Here is a 16,867-nt window from a genome sequence, read left to right on the forward strand (position 1 = left end):
AACGAGCACTAGAACGCATGCATGACGACAGCACCCGCATCGAAGCCCGCATCGCCCGCTTCCGCGCCGAGAGCCTCCGGCCGGCGATCCACCGGGCGGTCGAGCCGCTCGGGATCGAGTCGTGGACCGCTCCGGGCGAGCCGGTCCCCTTCGAGCAGGCGCGGGCCGCGTCCTACGCGCCCGCCCGCATCGGGGAGCGGTGGGGCGCCCCCTGGGGCACCGTGTGGTTCCACGTGCGCGGCGAGATCCCCGCCTCCTGGGTCGGCGTCGACGGCTGCGAGCCCGAGCTCGTCGTCGACCTCGGCTACACCGGCGCCCAGTCCGGCTTCGAGGCGGAGGGGCTCGTCTTCACCGCGACCGGCACGGTCGTGAAGGCCGTCGAGCCGTTCAACCAGTCGGTCCCGCTCGACCGGCTGCCCGGCCGCGAGGCGGGCGACCGCACGGTCGAGCTCTACATCGAGGCCGCCGCCAACCCGAACATCACCGGCGACTGGTCCTTCACCCCCACGGCGCTCGGCGGCCGCCCCGCCGACGGCGCCCTGCCGTCCGACCCGCTCTACCGCCTCCGCCGCCTCGAGCTCGGGCTGCTCGACCGGGAGGTCTGGGAGCTGGAGCAGGACATGGCCGTGCTCGTCGGGCTGATCGGGCAGCTGCCCGAGTCCTCCCAGCGCCGCGCCGAGATCGTCCGCGCCCTCGACCGCGCCGTCGACGTCCTCGATCCGGACGACGTGTCCGGCACCGCCGCCGCGGGCCGGGAGGCGCTGCGGACGGTCCTCGAGCGCCCCGCCTCGGCCAGCGCGCACCACCTGCACGCCGTCGGCCACGCCCACATCGACTCCGCCTGGCTCTGGCCCGCCCGCGAGACCGCCCGCAAGGTGGCCCGCACCTTCTCGAACGTCTGCGACCTGATCGAGCGCGAGGAGGGCTTCGTCTTCGCCGCCTCCTCCGCGCAGCAGTACGCGTGGCTGAAGCGCGACCACCCGGAGCTGTTCGAGCGCGTCCGCGGCCACGTGCTCGCGGGCCGCTTCGTGCCGGTCGGCGGGATGTGGGTCGAGTCGGACACGAACATGCCCGGCGGCGAGGCGCTCGTGCGCCAGCTGCTCGAGGGCAAGCGCTTCTTCCTCGACGAGTTCGGGATCGACACGGAGGAGGTCTGGCTCCCGGACTCCTTCGGCTACTCCGCCGCGCTGCCGCAGATCATCGCCGGAGCGGGCGGGCGCTGGTTCCTCACGCAGAAGATCTCGTGGAACGAGACCAACACGATGCCCCACCACACCTTCTGGTGGGAGGGCATCGACGGCACCCGCGTGTTCACGCACTTCCCGCCCGTCGACCTCTACAACTCCGACCTCTCCGGCGAGGACCTCGCCCGAGCCGAGCGCCAGTACGCCGAGAAGGGCAGCGGCACCATGTCGCTCGTGCCCTTCGGCTACGGCGACGGCGGAGGAGGCCCCAACCGCGAGATGATCGCGGCCGCCCGCCGCACGCGCAGCCTCGAGGGCTCGCCGACCGTCGAGCTGTCCACGCCCCGCCGCTTCTTCGAGGAGGCGCAGGCCGAGTACCCGGACGCGCCCACCTGGTCGGGCGAGCTCTACCTCGAGTTCCACCGCGGCACCTACACGTCGCAGGCGCGCACCAAGCAGGGCAACCGCCGCAGCGAGCACCTGCTCCGCGAGATCGAGCTGTGGGCGACCACGGCCCTCGTCCGCGCCGGGGTCCCGTACCCGGCCGACGAGCTGCGCGAGATGTGGCGGACGGTCCTCCTGCAGCAGTTCCACGACATCCTGCCCGGCACCTCCATCGCCTGGGTGCACCGCGAGGCGGAGGAGAACTACGCCCGCATCGCGCAGCGGATCGAGGAGATGATCGCCGAGACCGTCCGGGCCCTCGCCGGCGAGGGCTCCGCGGAGCTGCTGGTGAACTCCTCCCCCTTCGCCGTCGGGGGCGTGCCGGCGCTCGGCGCGGCCGCGGCCGACCCCGCCGCGGAGCACTCGGCCCCGACGCTCCGCTCCGACGGCGACGCCCACGTCCTCGACAACGGGCTCGTCCGGGTGCGGATCGGCGCCTCCGGGCTCCTCGAGTCGGTCGTGGACCTCGCGAGCGGCCGGGAGGTCGTGCCCGCCGGCGCCGCCGCGGGGCTCCTCCAGCTCCACCGCGACACCCCGAACAAGTGGGACGCCTGGGACCTCGACGACAACTACCGCCGCACGGTGGAGGACCTCGTCGGCGTCGACTCGGTCCGCGCCGGCACCGTGAGCGACCCGCTCGGCCGCGAGGTGCCGGCGGTCGTGATCACCCGCTCGTTCGGCGGCTCCACAGTCGTGCAGACCGTCTCGCTGCAGATCGGCCGGGCGGCCGTCGACCTCGACCTCGACATCGACTGGTACGAGCGCCGCAAGCTGCTCAAGCTCGCCTTCCCGCTCGACCTGCTCTCGGACCGGGCGACGTCCGAGATCCAGTTCGGCCACGTGCACCGCCCGACCCACGTGAACACGACGTGGGACGCCGCCCGCTTCGAGACCGTCGCGCACCGCTGGGTGCACGTCGGCGAGCCGGGCTTCGGCGTCGCGGTCGTCAACGACTCCACCTACGGGCACGACATCACCCGCGACCGCGCCGCGGCCGGCACACCGACGACCACGGTCCGGCTCTCGCTCCTGCGCGCGCCGCTGTTCCCCGACCCGGACGCCGACCAGGGCCGCCACCGCCTCGCAGTGTCGCTCGTGGTCGGCGCCGAGCTGCCCGACGCCGTCGAGGCCGGCTACGCGCTGAACACCCCGGTCCGCAGGCTCACCGGCGCCGCGCCCGTCGCTCCCCTGGTGTCGATCGACGACCCCTCGGTGATCGTCGAGGCCGTGAAGGCGGCGGACGACGGGAGCGGCGACGTGATCGTGCGGCTCTACGAGTCGCTCGGCCGCCGCGCCGCAGCGACCCTCCGCGCCGCCTTCGCCGTCCGGACGGTCACCCGCACCGACCTGATGGAGCGCCCGACCGAGCAGGTCCGCATCGAGAGCTCCGTCGAGGCGGAGTCAGCCGACGTGCGGCTCGAGCTGCGCCCGTTCGAGATCGCGACGGTGCGCCTGGCGCGCTGAGCGCGAGGGGACGCGGGGGCGGGAGCAGGCCGGGTCGGCTTGCTCCTGCCCCTGCGTCATGTGGTCTGCTCGATGCGCACCGTCCCGATCGGAGAGGTCCCCCATGCAGTCGTTCCCCGCCCCGCCCCGCCAGGTGCAGATCGGCGACGCCGCCGCATTCGCCGGCGTCACTCCGCGGGCGATCCGCCACTACCACCGGCTCGGCCTGCTCCCCGAGCGCGAGCGGGGCGGAGACGGTCGTCGGCGCTACGGCTACGACGACATCATCCGGCTGCTCTGGATCCGCCGCCTGGCCGACGCCGGGGTCGCACTCGAGGACATCCGGGACGCCTTCGCCGTCGCAGCCCCGGTCGGCGCCGAGGACAGCGCCGACCGCGAGGACGAGGTCGCGGGCGTCCTCGCGCGGCTGGACGCCGCGCTCGCCGCGCAGGAGGAGGAGCTGCAGCGGAAGCGGGCCTCGGTCCGGCGCATGCGGACCCTCGGCGGCCGGCTTGGGCTGCTCGACGACATCGTCTCGCGCCGCCTCGAGGGCGCACCCGAGGGCTCGCTGCGCCAGGCCGACCTCGACACCCTGCTGGTCACCGAGCGGATGTTCGGCCCGCTGGGCGCCGTCTCCCAGGCCGGCCGCTTCGTCGTCCTGGCCGCCGATCCGGCGCTGCGGGCGGAGGCCGACCGCGTCGACGCCGCCGAGGAGGCCCTCGACGACACGGTCGCCGAGGACGACCCCCGGGTGGAGCAGGTGGCGCGGGAGCGGCACGCCTTCGAGGCCCGGCTGATGCGCGTCGTCGAGGAGTCCGGTCAGCTCGAGGAGGACGAGGCGATCTTCGACGCGTGGGACGAGGCGCACCCGCCCGAGGACCCCGCGCCGGCCCCCGATCCCGCACAGGGCTCCCGCGCCCGGAGCGCCGGCGAGATCATCCGGAGCCTGCCCTACGACGTCTCGCCGGCCCGCCTGCGCGCCATGGACCTGGCGATGCGGCTCGGGATGGAGGAGGCGCCGACGTCCTGAGACGCGGGGTCACGCCCGCGCGGTCACCCGAGGACCTCCCGCAGCACCTCCAGCGCCCGCTCGCGGTCGCCGACCCCGCCGCCCTCGTGCCCGCTGTACGGCCACACGTCGATCGACGTCTCACCGCCGGAGACGTTGTGGGAGGCGAAGACCGTCGAGGGCGGGCAGATCGGGTCCATCAGGCCGACCGAGCGGTGCACCCGGCAGCGCAGGCGCCGCGAGAAGTGGACGCCGTCGACGTAGGAGAGGGTCCGCTCGACGGCGTCGAGGTCCTCGGGGCGGGTCGCCAGGTAGCGGGCGATCTCGACGTAGGGCGCCTCGTTCGTGACGGTCGTCGCGCGCAGGACGTCGGAGAGGAAGGGCACCAGGGCGATCGCCGCGCGCATCCGGGGGCGCAGCGCCGCCGCGGCGGTCGCGAGCGCTCCGCCCTGGCTGCCGCCGAAGACCGACACCCGGTCCGGGTCCAGCCCGGGGAGCGCCTCCACGGCGTCGACGGCGAGCGCCGCGTCCGCGATCAGGCGCCGGTAGTAGTACGTCTCGGGCGACTCGATGCCGCGGGTCGTGACCCCGGGGTAGGCGGGGCCGCTGCCGTGGGGGTCGGGGGTGGCTCCGGAGCGGGCGAGGCGGCCGGCTCCCTGGCCTCGCGCGTCGACGACCAGGTGCGCGTACCCGGCGGCGGCGATCCAGAGGTGCTCGATCGGCCGGCCCCGTCCGCTGCCGTACCCGGGGTACTCGATCACCACGGGGAGCGGGGCGCCCGGGTCGACCGCGGGGGTCACCAGCCAGGCGGCGATCGGCTCGCCCGCGAAGCCGGGGAACCGCACGTCCCGCACCCGCACCAGCGGGAGGCCCGCGTCGACCGGCACGGCGCTGACGCCGGGGCCGCCCTCCCGCCCGAGCGCGAGGGTGGCCCGCCAGAAGGCGTCGAAGTCGTCGGGCTCCGCGACCTCCGCACGGAACTCGCGGAGGGCGGCGAGGGGGCGATCCGTGAACACCGGGTCAGCCTTTCAGACCGGAGTGCGCGAGCCCTTCCACGAACTGCCGCTGAGCGAGGAGGAACACGGCCAGCACGGGCACGACCGTCATCGTCGCCGCGGCGAGCTGCACGTCCCACATCTCCCCGCCGTAGGCGTCGGTGAAGCGGGTGAGCGCCTGGGGCAGGGTGAAGAGCTCGGGCGAGGTCAGGTAGACCGTCGGCTCGAGGTACATGTTCCAGGACCCGAGGAAGGTCAGGATCGCGACGGCCGACAGCGCGGGCTTGGACAGCGGCAGGAAGATGCGCCGCCAGATCCCGAAGCGGCCGAGGCCGTCCAGGCGCGCGGCCTCCTCGAGCTCGCCGGGCATCGCGATGAAGTACTGCCGCATGATGAACGTGCCCAGCACCGCCGGCGCTCCGACCATCGGCACCAGCAGCAGCGGCACGTGGGTGTCGATGAAGCCGAGCTGCCGGAAGATCTGGAACAGCGGGATGATCGTCACCTCCGTCGGCACCAGCAGGCCGGTCAGGACGACGAGGAACACCGCGTTGCGGCCCGGGAACGGGATCCGGGCGAAGGCGTAGCCGGCCAGGCTCGAGACCAGCAGCGTCACCACGGTGACCGTGACCGCGATGTAGAGGCTGTTCCAGTACTGGAGCGCGAACGGCTGGAACCGGAACGCCTCGGCGTAGCCCGCCAGGCTCGGCGAGTCCGGCAGCAGGGTCGGCGGGTTCGAGAAGATCTCGTTCACCGGCTTGAACGACGAGGCGATCATCCAGAACGTCGGCACCGCGAACGGCAGCACGAGCAGGATCAGCGTCACGACGAGCAGGGCGGTCATGAGCGGGCTGCGGCCGCGGCGGCGCTTGACGGGCGGCTCCGGGACGGCTTCGAGGCGTGGCGTGAGCGGGGTCCCCTGCTCGACGACGGCGTCAGTTCTCATAGAAGACCCATTTCCTGCGCAGCTGCCACTGCACGACCGTGAGGATCAGGACGAAGAGGAGCAGCATCAGCGAGAGCGTCGCGCCGTAGCCGATGTCGCTGAACTCGAAGGCCTGTTGGAACACGTAGTAGACGAGCACTGTCGTCGACAGCTCCGGCCCGCCCTCGGTCAGGACGGCGACCTGCGCGAACGCCTGCAGCGAGCCGACGATCGTGAGGATGGCGGTGAGGAGCAGGGTGGGCGAGATGAGCGGGAGCGTGATCCGGAAGAAGATCGCGCGGGGGCTCGCGCCGTCCAGGCGGGCCGCCTCGTAGAGGTCGCCCGGCACTCCCTGCAGCGCGGCGAGGAAGAGCACCATGTTGACGCCGACGCTGCGGATGACCTGCGTGACGATGACGCTCGCCATCGCGGTGGGCCCCTCCTGGAGCCAGTTCGGCCCGTCGAGGCCGACCAGCGAGAGCAGGCCGTTGATCGCGCCGTTGTCCTGGAGGAGGAAGCCCCAGACGAGGGTCCAGGCGACCACCGAGATGACGACGGGCGAGAAGAAGAGCGTGCGGAACAGGGCGCCGCCCGGGATCCTCCGGTTGAGCAGCACGGCCAGGCCCAGCCCGAGGGCGAGGTTCAGGACGACCACTCCCCCGGAGAAGACCGCGGTCGTGCCGAGCACCGCGCCGATGCTCGGGTCGTTGATCGCCCGCTCGTAGTTCTCGCCGCCCACGAAGGTCATGGAGCCGGTGAAGACGTTCCACTCGTTGAGGCTGAACCAGACCGCGAGCCCGACGGGCAGCAGCACGAACACGATCACACCGAGCAGCTGGGGCGCGATGAAGAGCCAGCCGGCGAGCGCGTCGCGGCGCCGGAGGTTCCAGTAGGCGCCGGCGGGAGCGGATCGGCGGCTGTCCGTCGAGGTCGCGGTCACGGGATCACTTCCCCTGGAGGACGGGCGCGATGGCGTCGCAGACGCCTCCGAGCACCTCGGCGACGTCGGCATCGGCCGACCACATGCGGTCCAGCGCCGTCTTGCCGACCGAGGTGATCTCGGCGGGGCTCGTCACCGGAGGGGTGGCGGACACGTCGGCGAGCTCGTCGACCACGACGCGGTCGAGCTGCTCGGCGCTGAGGCGCGTGTTGACCTTCGCCAGCTCCTCACCGGACAGCAGCGACTCGCGGGGCGGCGGGAAGAACTGCGCGAGCTTGGCGGAGTTCTCCGGGTTGGTCATGAACGAGAGGAAGCCGGTCGCCTCCTCCACGTGGTCGCCGCCTGCGAGCGCGGCCATGCCGGCCTGGCCGATGTTGCCGTACTCGCCGGCGGGGCCGACGGGCAGCGGGTAGATCTCGAACGGGAACGAGCCGTCGAGCAGGCTCGCGCGCGAGACCTGCGCGGTCGTGAACGCGGCGTCGCCGGCGAAGAAGTCCGCCGTCACGCCGGGTCCGGGGGTCGCGCCGCTGACGTAGACCGAGTCGTGGAAGAACTGGAACGCCTCCACCATCTCGGGCGAGTCCATCGTGCACTGGGTCCCGTCGTCGCTCCACGGCTGGGCTCCCCAGCCCGCCCAGAGGTTCGCGAGGCTCAGCCAGCCCGAGAAGTCGAAGTCGCGGATGATGTAGCCGGCCTTGCCGGTCGACTCGTTGACGGCCGCGCCGATGCGGTCGACGTCCTCCCAGCTGAGCGTCGCGGGGTCGACGGTCTGCCCGGCCTGCGCGATGAGGTCCTGGTTCACGTACAGCGCGAACGGCGAGTTGGAGAACGGGTACGCGTAGAGCTCGCCGTCCTGGCTGAACGACTGCGCCACGCTGGGCAGGATGTCGTCGTACTCGTAGCCCTCGGTCCCCTCGAAGGTCTCGGTCAGCGGAGCGAGCGCTCCGGCGTCGATCAGGTCCTTCGCGATGTCGCCGACCCAGGCGAGGTCGGGGGCGTTGCCGCCCGCGGCCTGCGTGGTCAGGGTCGAGTTGTAGTCCGCGAACGGGAGGGACTCGAAGGTCACGGACTCGATCTCGGGGTGGTCGGCGATGTACTCGTCGGCCATCGAGTCGAACAGGGCGAGCTGCTTCTCGTCGGAGGTCCAGACGGACATCCTCAGAGCGACGGGTGCTGAGTCGTCCCCGCCGCCGGCGGCGCCGCAGCCCGAGAGGGCGGCGATCACTCCGACTGCGGCGAGCGAGGCCATCAGCTTCTTCGCTGGTCTCATCGTCTCTCTTTCTCCAATGGTCTTCTCGGTGTTCCCGGTCAGTACCCGACGACGTCGGGCCAGTGGGTCTCTACGCCGCGCGACTCGAGCCTCGCCTGCAGGCGGGCGACGAGGGCGGGGTCGGCGGCGATCTCGTGGGGCGACAGGTCCTCGGCAAGGGCGAGGGCCGCCAGCTCGCCGACGGCCTCGCCGATGTTCCACTCCACGGGGTGGAGGCGGTACGCGCCGTTGGTGATGTGCGTCGTCCCGATGTTCTTGCCCCCGGGCAGCAGGTTCGTCGGGGTGCGCGGCACGAGGGCGCCGAGCGGGATCTCGAACGGCGAGCACTCCACGTCGAGGTAGTTGTCGCCTCCGGTGGTCGGGTGCAGGTCGATCCGGTACATGCCCACGCCGACGGAGTCGTCGAAGCGCGCAGGGCTCCCCGTCCCGCGGGCGGCGACGGAGACGTCCTGCTCGCGCACGGTGGTGAGCGCGCGGATCCGGCGGGACTCGCGGATGTAGGGGGCCTGCGCGAGGCCGTCGGCGGTGCCCATCACGTCGCCGCGGAGCCGGAGCCCGGGCCAGCCGCGGCCGCCGTCGGGCCGGGGCGCCTCGGTCTGGAGCCAGTAGAAGTACGACAGCGAGAGCGCGCGGGCGCCGGCGAGGTGCTTCTCCGGCTCCGGAACGTCGAGGATCGAGCTGTCGAGGTAGTCGAGCATCGGCCAGTTCGCGAGCACGATGTCGCTGTCGAGCGCGCCCGGCCGGAGGGTCTCGGTCGCGAGGATCCGGCGGAACATCCAGAGGTCGGTGTCCCCGCCCTGCGCGCGCTGGTCGGCGGTGCGGGTGTCGCCCACGGCGTTGACGTGCATCGTGCGGGTCTCGGGGCGCAGCGTCCTCGGGTTCGGCGCGGTGAAGGAGAGGAGCTTCCCGCCCCAGAACGGCACCTCGTACTCGTGCCAGTAGTCGTAGTCGGCCGGGCGCTCGATGGTGTGGTCGCCGTCCGCGCTGTCGAAGCCGAAGCACCAGGTGACGGCCTGCACGTTCATCGGGTCGGCGACGGCGGGAGCGCTGGGCTCGCCGTGCTCGTCGCGCGACTCGGACCCCGTGACGTAGTCGACCTCCGCGAGGGGGAGCAGCTCCCCCGTCTCGGTCGCGTCGACCACGTACCGTCCGGAGACGGCGAGCTCCTCGCCCGAGACCGCGTCGCGCAGCAGGACGCGCTCGATCCGGCCCGGGCCGCCGTCGACGGCGAAGGGGACGACGCCGGTGACGACGCGGATCGCTCCGCTCGAGCGGTAGGGGGCGAGCATCTCGTCGAGCACGGCGACGGCGACGCGGGGCTCGGCGCAGAGCCGGCTCACGAGTCCGCGGCCGGGGTTCAGGCGGTCGTCGCGCATCGCCTCGGCGGTGAGGGGGTAGTTGCGGCGGTAGTAGCCGCGGATGCCGTCCCGGAGGCGCCGGTAGTCGGCGGTGACGCCGAACTGCTCGACCCAGGTGTGCTCGTCCGGCGGGACGCCCTGCGAGGTGAGCTGGCCGCCCAGCCACGGGTACTGCTCGGTCAGCACGACCGAGAGGCCGTTGCGGGCGAGGGCGATCGCCGCCGCCACTCCTCCGAGGCCGCCGCCGATCACGGCGACATCTGCTTGCATCGGGGTCACGCGTCCGCCTCGTCCTCGTCGACAGTCTGGGTCATCGGCCTACTACCCGCGGGTAATACGTATTGCCGATTGATTAGACCGTAACGCACGAGTGTCCGGTTGGCAACGGTCTCCGCCGTTCCGAGCGATGCCGCGGCGACCCGCGGGCGTCCTCAGCCGGAAGCGGGCCGGATGTCAGGGCTCGGTGGCATGCTCGACCCCGAGCGCGGCCGGCGGGCGGCGGCGCGGAGCGGAGCGGCATGATCGGGTTGGATCTCACCGGGCGCACGGCCCTCGTCACGGGGTCGGGGCAGGGCATCGGGCTGGCCATCGCGACGACGCTCGCGGAGGCGGGCGCCGAGGTGATCGTGAACGCCCGCTCCGAGCGGTCGATCCGCCGGGCGATCGAGGCGGTCGGCGCGGCGGTGCCGGAGGCGCGGGTGCGCGGAGTCGCGGCCGACGTGTCGACGGAGAAGGGCACGGCCTCCCTCCTGCGCGCGGCCGCGGAGGTGGACGTGCTCGTCAACAACCTCGGGATCTTCGGCTCCGCCGATGCGCTCTCCATCGACGACGACGAGTGGCGCCGCTACTTCGAGGTCAACGTGCTCACCGGCGTGCGCCTCACCCGTGCCTACCTCCCGGGGATGATGGAGCGCGAGTGGGGCCGCGTCCTCTACATCGGCAGCGACTCCGCCGTCGTCACGCCCGCCGAGATGATCCACTACGGAGTGTCGAAGACCGCGCTGCTGGGCGTCTCGCGCGGCTTCGCCAAAGCCGCCGCCGGCACCGGGGTGACGGTGAACAGCGTGCTCGCCGGGCCGACCCACACGGGCGGCGTCGAGGACTTCGTCTACGAGCTGGTCGACCGCGAGCTCCCGTGGGAGGAGGCGCAGCGCGAGTTCATGCGCCTGCACCGGCCGCAGTCGCTGCTGAAGCGCCTCATCGAGCCGGAGGAGATCGCCCACATGGTGGCGTACCTCGCCTCCCCGCTCGCCTCGGCCACCACGGGCGCAGCCGTGCGCGTCGACGGCGGCTACATCGACTCGATCGTGCCGTAGCGCGCGCTCCCGGGGCTTCCCGGGGCGCCCGTCAGTGCGGAGGGGCGACCGAGCCGCCGGGGCGCCACGGGCCGCCGATGCGCTCCTGGAGGAGCGGTGCCGCGGGGTCGGCGAGGCGGGCGAGCAGCGCCTCCACTCCGCGGCGGCCGAGCTCGCGGCCGGGCGCGACGAGCAGGTCGAGCGCCGGGTCGGCCAGGTCGGCGACGTCGGGGTCGGAGGCGAGCAGGACGATCGAGAGGTCCTCGGGCACGCGCAGCCCGCGGTGCCGCACCTCGTGCGCGAACCCGACGGCGGCGCCCCCGTTGACGATCACCACGGCGGTCGCGGAGGCGGGGTCGAACGAGCGGGCGAGGGTGCGGCCGCCGGCGGGCGACTCCTCGCAGCGCAGCAGCACGCCCTCGACGCCGCGGGCCGCGCAGGCGAGTGCGAACGCCTCCTGGGTGCGCGCGTAGGGGCCGAAGTCGGCCGCGGCGTCGCGGTCCGGGCCGAGCACGAGCGCCACCCGCGCGTGCCCCAGGCCGGCGAGCCGACCGAGCGCCTCCTCGACCATGCCCTCGAAGTCGATGTCGACCCAGTCGAGGGCGGACGGGTCGCGGGTGCGCCCGATGAGGGCGAAGGGCGTGCCGGAGTCCCGCAGGACCGGCACGCGCTCGTCCTCGCTGGTGACCTGCATCAGCACGACGCCGTCGATCAGGCCGTCGGCGCGCAGGTCGGCGAGGCGGTCGGAGCCGCCGACCGTCGGCCACAGGACGATCGAGTGGTCCTGCTCCGCCGCGGCCTCGGCGGCTCCGAGCAGGAACGAGGTGGCGGTGTTGAGCGGCCGGCTCGACACGAGCGGATAGACGACCGCGACGATCCCCGAGCGGCGCCGCGCGAGGGCGCGGGCCAGGGCGTGCGGCCGGAAGCCGAGCTCGTGCATCGCCGCCCGCACCCGCTCGCGGGTCTCGGGCGAGACGGGCTTGGTGTCGTTGACCACGAACGACACCGTCGCGATCGAGACCCCCGCGAGGCGCGCGACATCCCTCATCGTGGCCACCGCGCCTCCTCCGCTCGCGCCGCCCGGCCGTGGTTGACGCGGGGCGGACGTCTCCCGCATCCTAGGAGACGCGGCCGGTAAAGCGGTTAACCCCGTGTCGGGCCGCCCACCGCCGCACCGTCTCCACCGTCGAAGAAGGAACACCGTGACCACACCCTCCTCCCCCGTCCGCGTCCTCGTCTGGGGCGAGAACCGCCATGAGCAGATCGAGGAGAAGGTCCGCGCGATCTACCCCGACGGCATGCACAGCACGATCGCCGACGGCATCCGCGAGAACCTCGGCGAGCGCGCCACCGTCTCCACCACCACGCTCGACGAGCCCGAGCACGGCCTCACCGAGGACGTCCTCGACGCCACCGACGTGCTCGTCTGGTGGGGCCACATGGCCCACGGCGACGTCTCCGACGAGATCGTCGAGCGCGTCCAGCGTCACGTCCTCTCGGGCATGGGCCTCGTCGTCCTGCACTCCGGCCACTGGTCGAAGATCTTCGGCAAGCTCATGGGCACCACCTGCACGCTGCGCTGGCGCTCGGAGCAGGACCGCGAGCTGGTCTGGACCGTCGACCCCACGCACCCCATCGCCCAGGGGATCCCGCACCCCTTCCTGATCCCGCAGCAGGAGATGTACGGCGAGTTCTTCGACGTGCCGGCGCCCGACGAGCTCGTGTTCCTCTCGACCTTCACGGGCGGCGAGGTCTTCCGCTCCGGCATGACCTGGAAGCGCGGCCACGGGCGCATCTTCTTCTTCTCCCCCGGCGACCAGGACTACCCCGTCTACCACCAGGCCGAGGTGCGCCGCGTGATCGCGAACGGCGTCGAGTGGGTGCGCTCCTCGCGCCCCGAGCGCCGCCTCCCGGTGCTGCAGCGCTACGAGACCGAGGACTTCCACAACGGCCAGGACTACGAGGGAGCGCTCGTCCGATGACGGTCCGCCTCGTCCAGGTCGGCGCCGGCGCGATGGGCCGCGCCTGGATCCGCACCATCCGCGACTCCCCGGACGCCGAGCTCGTCGGCCTGGTCGACCTCGACGTCGACCTCGCCACGGCTGCCGCGGAGGAGGAGGGGGTCGGCCCGGTCGCGGTCGGCACCTCCGTCGCCGAGGTCGCCGCGCGCTCCGGCGCCGACGCCGTGGTCAACGTGACCGTGCCGCGGGCGCACCTCCCCGTCAGCTCGGAGGCGCTGTTCGCCGGGCTGCCCGTGCTCTCCGAGAAGCCGATCGCGCCGACCATCGCCGAGGCGCTGGTGCTCGCGGCGACGGCAGAGGCCTCGGGCCGGCTCTTGATGACCAGCCAGTCGCGCCGCTACTACTCGGCGATCACCGCCTTCCGCGAGCAGATCGCCGGGCTCGGACAGCTGGGCACCGCCTCCGTGCACTTCGCGAAGGCGCCCCGCTTCGGCGGCTTCCGCGACGAGATGGACCACGTGCTCCTGGTCGACATGGCGATCCACGCCTTCGACGCGGCGCGGTACCTGCTCGACAGCGACCCGGTCGCGGTCTACTGCGAGGAGTACAACCCGGGCTGGAGCTGGTACGCCGACGGAGCCGCGGCGAGCGCCGTGTTCGAGTTCGCCGGCGGAGTGCGCTTCAGCTACACCGGCAGCTGGTGCGCCGACGGCCTCGAGACCTCGTGGAACGGCGACTGGCGCGTGAACGGGGCCGGCGGCACCGCGCACTGGGACGGCGACGGCGCTCCGGAGTGGCAGTCGCGCGAGTCGGAGGCGGTGCGGACCGCCGCGCTCGAGCCCGTGCCCGAGGAGATCGCGGGCTCGCTCGCGGAGTTCGTGCGTGTGCTGGGCTCGGGGGCGGTGCCCTCGGGCGAGGTGCACTCGAACGTGCTTAGCCTCGCGATGGTGGAGGCGGCGGTCCGCTCCTCCGAGACGGGTGCGCGGGTGCGGCTCGACGACGTGCTGGAGGAGGGGTACGCGGAGGCGCTGACGCTCGCGCGCGACGAGCGAGTCCGCGCGGCCCTCGGCTCCTGGGGCTCGGCCGCGGAGGGCCTCGCGCGCTGACCACGCCGCCTGGCGGATCTCGAGGCGTCCGTGCGGCGGACTGCGGCACGCGGCGTCTCGAGACCCCCGCCCGGTCGCGGCTCCGCCACCGCGCGTTCGCCGGGCGGACACCTGCGGGCGGCGGGGCGTTCACCGGGGGCGGCCAGCGTGGGCGGGTTCCTTCGAAGCCGCTCAGGAGACCCGTGTCCTCTCGTCACACCCGCACCCGCACCGCCGCCCTCGCCCTCACCGTCACCCTCGCCGGCTGCACCCTCGGAGCCGCGGCCCTGCCCGCCTCCGCCGCGGGCGACTCCTTCTTCACCCGCATCGCCACGGTGCCGGCCTACCTCAACGCGGCCGACCCGTCCGCCGACTCCGCCGTCGCCGAGATCTCGAGCGCGTCGCCCGACGGCCGCCTGGTCTACTCGACGGACTCCGCCGGGCAGCGCATCGACGTCCTCGACATCTCCGACCCCGACGCCCCCGAGCCGCTCGGCGGCGTCGGCGTGGGCGGCGAGCCGACCTCGGTCTACGCGACCGGCGAGTACGTGCTCGCGGTGGTCGACACGAGCGACGGCGACTTCGCGAACCCCTCCGGCCACGTCAGCGTGCTGCACGCCGACGACCTCGCGCCCGTCGCGAGCATCGAGCTCGGCGGCCAGCCCGACTCCATCGACGTCACCACCGACGGCTCGACCGCGGTCATCGCGATCGAGAACCAGCGCGACGAGGACCTCGCCCCCGAGGGCGGCGAGGAGGGCGACCTCCCGCAGGCGCCCGCCGGGGAGCTCGTGGTGATGGACCTCGCGGGCGACCCCTCCGCCTGGGTGCCGGAGCACGTCGACCTCACCGGTCTCGCCGGCCTCGACACCCCGTCGGACCCGGAGCCCGAGTACGTCTCGATCAACCCGGCCGACACGGCCGTCGCCGTGACGCTGCAGGAGAACAACGCCGTCGCGATCGTCGACCTGGCCACCCGCTCCGTCACCGCCTCGTACACCGCGGGCACCGCCTCCGTCAGCGGCATCGACACGCTCGACGACGACTCGATCTCGCTGACCGGCTCGATCACCGACGTCCCGCGCGAGCCCGACGCGATCGGCTGGGTCGGCGACGACCACGTCGCGATCGCGAACGAGGGCGACTGGAAGGGCGGCACGCGCGGCTGGTCGATCCTCGACGCCGCGACCGGGGCCGTGCAGTGGGACGCCGGGAACTCGTTCGACCACCTCGCGGTGCGCCTCGGGCTCTACCCGGACAAGCGCTCCGACGCGAAGGGCTCCGAGCCCGAGGGCCTGCTCTCGGCCACCTTCGACGGCGTCCCCTACGTGTTCGTCGGCGCCGAGCGGGCCAACTTCGTGGCCGTCTACGACGTGTCGGAGCCGACCGCGCCGCGCTTCGTGCAGGCGCTGCCGTCGACGCCCGGCCCGGAGGGGCTGCTCGCCCTGCCCGAGCGCGACCTGCTGGTCGTCTCGAGCGAGACCGACGACGCCGAGGCCGCCGTCCGCGCGAGCGTGCAGCTCTACGCGCTCGGCGCCTCCGCCCCCGCGTTCCCGACCGTGCTGTCGGCCGACGTCGACGGATCGCCGCTGCCCTGGGGCGCGCTCTCGGGCCTCTCGACCGACCCGGCGGCGCCCGACCGCCTGTACGCGGTGAGCGACAGCGCCTACGCGCCGAGCACACTCCACTCGATCGACACCTCCGTCTCGCCGGCGCTGCTCGACTCGACGCTCACGGTGACCGAGGGCGGCGAGCCCGCCGCTCTGGATCTGGAGGGGATCGCCGCCCGCGTCGACGGCGGCTTCTGGGCCGTGACGGAGGGCGGGACAGGCGACGGCAACGCACTCCTGCGACTCGACGCGGACGCCGCGGTGACCGAGCGGATCGCCCTGCCCGCGGAGCTCGCCTCCGCACTGGGCAAGCAGGGCTTCGAGGGAGTGACCGTCGAGGACAGTGCCGCCGGTGAGATCGTCTGGACGGCGCTGCAGCGCGAGGCCTCGATCGACGCCGACGGAGTGGTCCGGATCGGGCGCTACGACGTCGCCGCCGACAGCTGGAGCTTCTTCGGCTACCCGCTGGAGGCCGTGTCCGGGGCGGACGGCGACTGGAACGGGCTCTCGGAGATCACGCTCACCCCGGCGGGCACGCTCGCGGTGATCGAGCGCGACAAGCTCAACGGGCCGGACGCCGCGCTGAAGGCCGTGTACACGGTGCCGCTGCCGACGGAGGCCGGCGCGGCGGTCGGCGAGACGCTGCCGATGCTCGAGAAGACGCTCGCGGTCGACGTGCTGCCCGCGCTGCAGGCCGGGAACGGCTGGACCCAGGAGAAGCTCGAGGGTCTCGGGATCACCGGCTCCGGCGAGGTGTTCGCGGTGACCGACAACGACGGCGTGGACGACGCGAACGGCGAGACGGTGCTCGCATCGCTCGGCTCCGCGGAGTCCGTGTTCGGGACGGGGACGGTACCGACTCCCGGGCCGACGGCTGAGCCGACAACGGCGCCGACCGCGCAGCCCACGGTCGCGCCGACGACTGAGCCGACCACGGCGCCGACCGCGCAGCCCTCGGCCGAGCCGAGCCGCACGCCGGCTCCCGCTCCGGCCGGCGCCGTTCCTCCGCGGACCGGCTCGGGACTCGCGAGCACCGGCGTCGAGACGGGCTGGACCGCCGCGGCGGCCCTCGCCCTGCTCGCCGGCGGAGCGCTCGCGCTCGGAGTCACGCGCCGCCGCCGCGACGCGCGCTGACGAACGCCGACGGCCCGGGGGACAGTGTCCCCCGGGCCGTCGGCGTTCCCCCGCGCGAGCGGGGCGGGTGGTCGGGTGTCAGCTTCCGGTGGGGGCGTCCTCGGTGTCGGGAGAGGTGCTCTCGGAGGGCGCCTGCGGGGCGACGGGCGCGGCAGGGCCGGAGCCGTCTCGACGCCGGTGCTCGCGAGTCCCGAGCCGGTCCGCGGAGGAACGG

The 16,867-nt window shown here is 73.4% G+C and carries 12 protein-coding genes; 6 read left to right on the forward strand and 6 right to left on the reverse strand.

Translation table 11 applies throughout. The features are described from left to right. Positions 1-17: 17 nt before the first annotated feature. Positions 18-3,092 (forward strand): glycoside hydrolase family 38 C-terminal domain-containing protein, encoded by a 3,075-nt coding sequence (locus tag C5C54_RS14945; RefSeq protein WP_104288676.1) that lies wholly within the window; start codon positions 18-20, stop codon positions 3,090-3,092. A 103-nt stretch (positions 3,093-3,195) separates the two neighbouring features. After that, positions 3,196-4,101, forward strand: a complete 906-nt coding sequence (locus tag C5C54_RS14950) for a MerR family transcriptional regulator (protein WP_104288677.1) — start codon at positions 3,196-3,198, stop codon at positions 4,099-4,101. Positions 4,102-4,124: 23 nt separating this feature from the next. Here C5C54_RS14950 and C5C54_RS14955 read toward each other — a convergent pair whose 3' ends face one another. The 5 genes from C5C54_RS14955 to C5C54_RS14975 are packed head-to-tail and all read right to left on the reverse strand — an operon-like array spanning position 4,125 to position 9,838. After that, positions 4,125-5,096, reverse strand: a complete 972-nt coding sequence (locus C5C54_RS14955) for an acetylxylan esterase (RefSeq protein WP_104263299.1) — start codon at positions 5,094-5,096, stop codon at positions 4,125-4,127. Positions 5,097-5,100: 4 nt separating this feature from the next. Then, positions 5,101-6,021, reverse strand: coding sequence for a carbohydrate ABC transporter permease (locus C5C54_RS14960; RefSeq protein ID WP_244229554.1), 921 nt, complete (start codon positions 6,019-6,021; stop codon positions 5,101-5,103). Then, positions 6,011-6,940, reverse strand: coding sequence for a carbohydrate ABC transporter permease (locus C5C54_RS14965; protein ID WP_104234014.1), 930 nt, complete (start codon positions 6,938-6,940; stop codon positions 6,011-6,013). The genes C5C54_RS14960 and C5C54_RS14965 overlap by 11 nt, the downstream gene beginning before the upstream one ends. A gap of 4 nt (positions 6,941-6,944) precedes the next feature. After that, entirely contained in the window at positions 6,945-8,210 is a 1,266-nt protein-coding gene (locus C5C54_RS14970) for a sugar ABC transporter substrate-binding protein (RefSeq protein ID WP_104224315.1), read from the reverse strand. A gap of 38 nt (positions 8,211-8,248) precedes the next feature. Then, complete coding sequence (locus C5C54_RS14975) at positions 8,249-9,838, reverse strand: FAD-dependent oxidoreductase (protein ID WP_104234052.1); 1,590 nt, start codon at positions 9,836-9,838, stop codon at positions 8,249-8,251. 251 nt (positions 9,839-10,089) lie between these two features. Here C5C54_RS14975 and C5C54_RS14980 point away from each other — a divergent pair, with 251 nt between their 5' ends. Then, complete coding sequence (locus C5C54_RS14980; protein WP_104224325.1) at positions 10,090-10,884, forward strand: SDR family NAD(P)-dependent oxidoreductase; 795 nt, start codon at positions 10,090-10,092, stop codon at positions 10,882-10,884. 31 nt (positions 10,885-10,915) lie between these two features. Here C5C54_RS14980 and C5C54_RS14985 read toward each other — a convergent pair whose 3' ends face one another. Continuing rightward, on the reverse strand, positions 10,916-11,911 hold the full coding sequence (locus C5C54_RS14985; protein ID WP_258063345.1) for a LacI family DNA-binding transcriptional regulator: 996 nt from the start codon (positions 11,909-11,911) through the stop codon (positions 10,916-10,918). A gap of 154 nt (positions 11,912-12,065) precedes the next feature. On the opposite strand from C5C54_RS14985, the gene C5C54_RS14990 reads away from it, so the two are divergent. From C5C54_RS14990 to C5C54_RS15000, 3 genes are all read left to right on the forward strand, one after another. Continuing rightward, positions 12,066-12,845: a ThuA domain-containing protein gene (locus tag C5C54_RS14990; protein WP_104224317.1), complete on the forward strand. Its 780-nt coding sequence runs from the start codon at positions 12,066-12,068 to the stop codon at positions 12,843-12,845. Next, positions 12,842-13,930, forward strand: coding sequence for a Gfo/Idh/MocA family protein (locus C5C54_RS14995; RefSeq protein ID WP_104288679.1), 1,089 nt, complete (start codon positions 12,842-12,844; stop codon positions 13,928-13,930). The genes C5C54_RS14990 and C5C54_RS14995 overlap by 4 nt, the downstream gene beginning before the upstream one ends. A 182-nt stretch (positions 13,931-14,112) precedes the next feature. Beyond that, on the forward strand, positions 14,113-16,653 hold the full coding sequence (locus C5C54_RS15000) for an esterase-like activity of phytase family protein (RefSeq protein ID WP_104288680.1): 2,541 nt from the start codon (positions 14,113-14,115) through the stop codon (positions 16,651-16,653). Positions 16,654-16,867 lie beyond the last annotated feature (214 nt).

The organism is Rathayibacter sp. AY1F2 (assembly GCF_002930885.1).
Lineage (GTDB): Bacteria > Actinomycetota > Actinomycetes > Actinomycetales > Microbacteriaceae > Rathayibacter.

Bases quoted from the DNA above. Each gene is read 5' to 3' on its own strand.
- C5C54_RS14975 (WP_104234052.1), bottom strand. From the start codon at position 9,838: ATGCAAGCAGATGTCGCCGTGATCGGCGGCGGCCTCGGAGGAGTGGCG.
- C5C54_RS14995 (WP_104288679.1), top strand. From the start codon at position 12,842: ATGACGGTCCGCCTCGTCCAGGTCGGCGCCGGCGCGATGGGCCGCGCC.
- C5C54_RS14945 (WP_104288676.1), top strand. From the start codon at position 18: ATGCATGACGACAGCACCCGCATCGAAGCCCGCATCGCCCGCTTCCGC.
- C5C54_RS14985 (WP_258063345.1), bottom strand. From the start codon at position 11,911: ATGAGGGATGTCGCGCGCCTCGCGGGGGTCTCGATCGCGACGGTGTCG.
- C5C54_RS14970 (WP_104224315.1), bottom strand. From the start codon at position 8,210: ATGAGACCAGCGAAGAAGCTGATGGCCTCGCTCGCCGCAGTCGGAGTG.
- C5C54_RS14960 (WP_244229554.1), bottom strand. From the start codon at position 6,021: ATGAGAACTGACGCCGTCGTCGAGCAGGGGACCCCGCTCACGCCACGC.
- C5C54_RS14950 (WP_104288677.1), top strand. From the start codon at position 3,196: ATGCAGTCGTTCCCCGCCCCGCCCCGCCAGGTGCAGATCGGCGACGCC.